Source organism: Pseudomonas sp. P5_A12, from assembly GCF_056400685.1.
Window position 1 is genome coordinate 1 of record NZ_JBFUKU010000401.1, and the last position, 3,852, is coordinate 3,852.

Sequence of the window (3,852 nt, forward strand, 5' to 3'; positions counted from 1 at the left end):
CTGTTACACCGCAGTGCCTGGTTTTACGGCGACTGCGTCGCCGGACGCAGCCTCGCAGGCTCGGCAGCTGCTACGGGGCTGCGTTCCAGCCAGGAGCTTCCCGGTTCGTTGAGGGGCCGGCCGTCGCCCCGCTTGGCCATTAAGGGCAAAGGGTATTGACGGCAAATATTATTGGCATCATATTTAATACATGTTGTTAGACATCTATATTCAATCCCGGCGTCTTTCCTCAGGAGTCACCCCATGCATTACAAAGTTTTCGGCCGCAAAACCGGCCTGCGGGTTTCGGAACTGGCGCTGGGCGCCGGGAATTTCGGCACCGGTTGGGGTCATGGCGCAGAACGTGACGAAGCCAAGCGTATTTTCGATGGCTACCTGGAGGCCGGCGGCAACTTCATCGATACCGCCAACGGCTATCAGGCTGGCCAGTCGGAAGCGATGCTCAGCGAGTTCATTGCCGCCGAGCGGGACCGGTTGGTGATCGCAACCAAATTCACCATGGGGACTACGCCGGCCGCCGGCATTTCCCACACCGGCAACAGCCGCAAGAACATGGTTCGTGCAGTGGAAGAAAGCCTGAAACGGTTGAACACTGATCACATTGACCTGTTCTGGGCGCACATCAGCGATGGCGTGACGCCGATGGAAGAGATCCTCCGTGGCTTCGACGATTTGGTGCGTGCCGGCAAGATTCATTACGCGGGATTGTCGAACTTCCCGGCCTGGCGCATCGCCCGCGCCGACGTACTGGCTGAAGTACGTGGTTTTGCACCGATTGTGGCGATTCAGACCGAATACAGCCTGGCCGAGCGCACCGCTGAACGGGAACTGTTGCCGATGGCAGAAGCACTGGGGCTGGCCGCCACGTTGTGGTCACCGTTGGGTGGCGGTTTTCTCACCGGCAAATACCGCACCAGTGATGAAAACAACCGCGCCGCCAAACTCGGCATACTGATTCACAGCGAAAAAAGCGCCCACGAAACGGCCCTGCTCGACACCTTGCTCGCGGTGGCAGCGGAGCTTGAAACCACGCCGACACACGTGGCCATTGCCTGGTTGCGGGAAAAAGCCAAACGCTCAACGACGGCGCTGATTCCGATTCTGGGCTCACGCACCCGTGAACAACTGGACGCGACACTAGGGGCCTTGGCTGTGCAGATGAGTGCCGAGCAGTTGTTGCGACTGGATGGGGCCAGCGGTGTGGCCAAGGGTGTACCACATGAAACGATTGCCGAGTCGGTGACGCGCTATACCGGGGCTGAAACCCTGGACCTGCCACTCATCCCAGCGGCCTGACACACATCGGAAATTGTGGGAGCGAGCCTACTCGCGCCCACAATTTTTGCAGTGTATTACCGCAGTGAACTACCGCCGCTATGGCATCAGCTTGTTGACAATCACTCGCTCAACCCTGTGCTTGTCATAAGGGGGATAGCGAACACCAGGATCGATTGCAGTGCTGTGATGCAGCACCCCGCGCGCATTGGTAAAGGCCTCGAATCCCCAGCGCCCGTGATACTTGCCCATACCGGAATTGCCCACCCCGCCGAACGGAAGTTCGGGAAACAGCGGATGGATCGCGCAGTCATTGACCTCCGCATCGCCGGAGCGCGTGAAGGCCAATATCTCGTTCACTACGTCATCGTCCTCGGAAAATACGTACACGCCGAGTGGGCTCGGCCGGTCGTTGATCCACTGGATAACGGCGTCGATCGAATCGATCTCAAGCACCGGCAGGATTGGGCCGAAGACCTCTTCCTGCATGATGGGGGAATCCACCGCCACATCGACCAGCACCGTCGGTGCGATGTACAGCTCGTCCGGGTCGGTCTGACCACCGGCGACGGCCGTGCCGCTGCCGAGCAACGCCGCCAGGCGATCGAAGTTGCGACGGTTGATCACGCGCCCGTAGTCTGGACTCTGCTTCGGATCATCGCCGTAGAACTCGCGGATCGTGTCCTTCATATGCTGCACGAATTCATCCTTGACCTGCGGCCATACCAGTACATGATCGGGCGCGGTGCAGATGTGGCCGGAATTGGCGAAGCGCCCGTAGGCAATACGCCGTGCTGCGACCTTCAGATTGGCTGATGAATGGACGATGGTCGGGTTTTTGCCGCCCAGTTCCAGCACGCAGGGAGTGAGGTTCTTCGCGGCAGCCTGATGCACGACCTTGCCAACCGATGGACTGCCGGTGAAGAAAATCATGTCCCACTGCTGTGCCAGCAACGCTGTGGTCTCGGGGACGGCCCCCTCTACAACCGCGACTATGCGTGGATCGAAATACTTGGGCACCAGGCGCGCCACCGCGCTGGCACAGTGAGCCGCAACCTCTGACGGTTTCAGGACCGCCGTGTTACCGGCGGCCAGCGCTGCCACCAAAGGGCCGAAGAGCAACATGAGCGGTTCATTCCATGCACCGATGATCAGCGCAACGCCCAGCGGATCGCGATGTACGCGGATATAGCCGGGCTGGAACACCACGGGCATCGGCTCGTGCAGCGGCTCCATCCATGATTCGACATGCGCGAGGGCGTAGGCCGCCTCCTTCGCGCAGTAGTTCACGTCCATCAGGTCGGCATCATTGACGTTGCGGCGCAGGTCCTTCCAGAGTGCGTCGCACAACTCGTCATGATGGTCGGTGAACAAGGCCTTGACCGCTTCAAGCTGGGTCTTGCGCCACGCCAGCGAGCGCGAATGTCCCTCAAGGAAGTAAGCCCGCTGATCAGCGACAAGCGATGAATAGTCAGGAATCGACATGGTGAATTTACTCCCGGGAATGTGGCGCCCGATGCTAGTCGCTAGCGCCTGTATCCAGTGACCGAAAGCACTCAGATGCGCACTGCAATTTCGCCACCCTGCTCGCGGACTTCGTAAGTGGGCAGCGCTAACGTAGAGGGACCACGCTGCACCGCGCCGGTGGTGATATCGAACTGCGAGCCGTCACACGGGCACATGAGTGTCGTGCCGGTGAGGATGCCCGCTGACAGCTGGCAACCGTCGTGCGGGCACATGTCGTCGAAGGCGAACAGTTGTGAGCCGATGCGGGCGACGGATACGCGTGTCTTGCGATCTTCCAGGTAGAACGGCGTGACCAATTGGCCAGTCAATCGGGAAGACGGGCCCAATGGGCGGTAGTTGACCTTCGAGTCCGGCATGTTCGGCTCCTGTGCGTGAACCTTCGATTCAGTACGGATACTCAGGGATCACTTCATAATCGGGCTTGTCGAACCGCAGTGCGCCAGGCGCCTGCGCCGGCACAGCAGGCTTGAGCGGCATGATGGGCGTCAGGCGCTTGTACCCGGAGCCAACCGAGGGCCTCGGGTCGGTGTCGCCCTTGTTCGGCCAGAACGACATGGCTCGCTCCGCCAGTGCCAAAATAGTGAGCGATGGATTGACCCCGGGGTTCGCGGGCAGGACGCTGCCGTCCATGACGTGCAAGCCCTCGTAGCCGAAAACCCGCTGGTAAGGGTCGACCACACCCTTATCGCTGGAGGCGCCTATCGGAATGCCTCCGATAAAGTGTGCCGAGGCCGTCCGATTGATTACCTCAAAGTCCAATGCCGCCTCGCGTGCGCCCATCTTGGCGGCAAGACGTTTTCCGAATTCATCGGCCGTCGCAATGTGCGTGGGGGGGGCCGCGCCGGCGCCGTGACGGCTGCGCAGGATGCCATCCTTGAAGTACAAATCGAGGGAATTGTCAGAGGTCTGCATGCACAACAGGGTGAGCGAACGCTCCGACCAATGCCGCGCGTCGAACGTCTGGCCGAGTGTCTGAAGCGGATGCTCCACAAGGTGCTTGAGCCATGCTTCCGTCGGATGATTTTGTGGGCCGGAAGCATAGTAGGTGGT

Annotated in this window: 4 protein-coding genes; 1 reads left to right on the top strand and 3 read right to left on the bottom strand. The window is 60.3% G+C overall.

Annotation, left to right across the window (positions count from 1 at the left end; translation table 11 throughout):
• Positions 1–243 precede the first annotated feature (243 nt).
• Complete coding sequence (locus AC1DSG_RS28750) at positions 244–1,296, top strand: aldo/keto reductase (RefSeq protein WP_477793902.1); 1,053 nt, start codon at positions 244–246, stop codon at positions 1,294–1,296.
• 78 nt (positions 1,297–1,374) lie between these two features.
• On the opposite strand, the gene AC1DSG_RS28755 is transcribed toward AC1DSG_RS28750, so the two are convergent.
• The 3 genes from AC1DSG_RS28755 to AC1DSG_RS28765 all read right to left on the bottom strand — a co-directional run.
• Positions 1,375–2,760, bottom strand: coding sequence for an aldehyde dehydrogenase family protein (locus tag AC1DSG_RS28755; protein ID WP_477793903.1), 1,386 nt, complete (start codon positions 2,758–2,760; stop codon positions 1,375–1,377).
• A gap of 71 nt (positions 2,761–2,831) precedes the next feature.
• Positions 2,832–3,158: a Rieske (2Fe-2S) protein gene (locus tag AC1DSG_RS28760; RefSeq protein ID WP_477793904.1), complete on the bottom strand. Its 327-nt coding sequence runs from the start codon at positions 3,156–3,158 to the stop codon at positions 2,832–2,834.
• A gap of 28 nt (positions 3,159–3,186) precedes the next feature.
• Positions 3,187–3,852 (bottom strand): GMC family oxidoreductase (locus AC1DSG_RS28765; RefSeq protein WP_477793905.1); only part of this gene is annotated, 666 nt, incomplete at its 5' end.

Coding starts and splice junctions, on each gene's coding strand:
- AC1DSG_RS28750 (WP_477793902.1), top strand. CDS start 244: ATGCATTACAAAGTTTTCGGCCGCAAAACCGGCCTGCGGGTTTCGGAA.
- AC1DSG_RS28755 (WP_477793903.1), bottom strand. CDS start 2,760: ATGTCGATTCCTGACTATTCATCGCTTGTCGCTGATCAGCGGGCTTAC.
- AC1DSG_RS28760 (WP_477793904.1), bottom strand. CDS start 3,158: ATGCCGGACTCGAAGGTCAACTACCGCCCATTGGGCCCGTCTTCCCGA.